Below are 605 nucleotides of genomic sequence, written 5' to 3'. Positions count from 1 at the left end.
CTCCCGAATTGGACGCATTACGCGAAGAGTTGCTGACACCACCACCCACCCCCCACCCACCACCCCCACCCAACCACACCACCACACCCAACAAACAAAAACAACCACCAACCACCCCCACCAACCAACCACAAAAACAACCAACAAACACCAACCCAACACAACAAAACACAACACCACCCCACCACCCACACCACACCCAAGCCCTACCTCAAACGGCCTACAAAACCAACTCACGCAAACCACCCACCCCACCAAGCAACCCAAACACACCCACCCCCCACAACCAACCAAACACCAACCCAAAAAAAACCACCACCACCAACAACACCAACCACAAAACCCACACCCAACCCACAACACCCGCCCAACAAAACCAACACACACAAAACCACAACCCCCACCCCACCAACACAAAAAAAACCAACCACCACCCCAAACAAACCACCAAAAACAACAACAACCTCACCGAAAAAAATATACCCAACGCAACTCCCGCCCCCACTAAACCTGCCGACTCCAATTCTACCAATATCAAAACCCAAAACTTAGCAACCAACATCCACACAACGCAACACCAATAACAAACCGACGCAACCCAAGCA

General features: G+C 51.6%; 1 pseudogene. It reads left to right on the top strand.

Annotated elements, in window-relative coordinates:
* Positions 1 to 584: pseudogene (locus ACTHTQ_RS11250) on the top strand (hypothetical protein); the annotation flags it as partial.
* Positions 585 to 605: the final 21 nt, after the last annotated feature.

The organism is Neisseria sp. P0020.S003 (genome assembly GCF_051957095.1).
In the GTDB taxonomy this organism is placed as follows: Bacteria; Pseudomonadota; Gammaproteobacteria; order Burkholderiales; family Neisseriaceae; genus Neisseria; species Neisseria subflava.
The sequence above is the reverse complement of the archived record's forward strand: the minus strand, read 5'-3'. Positions and strand labels throughout refer to the sequence as shown.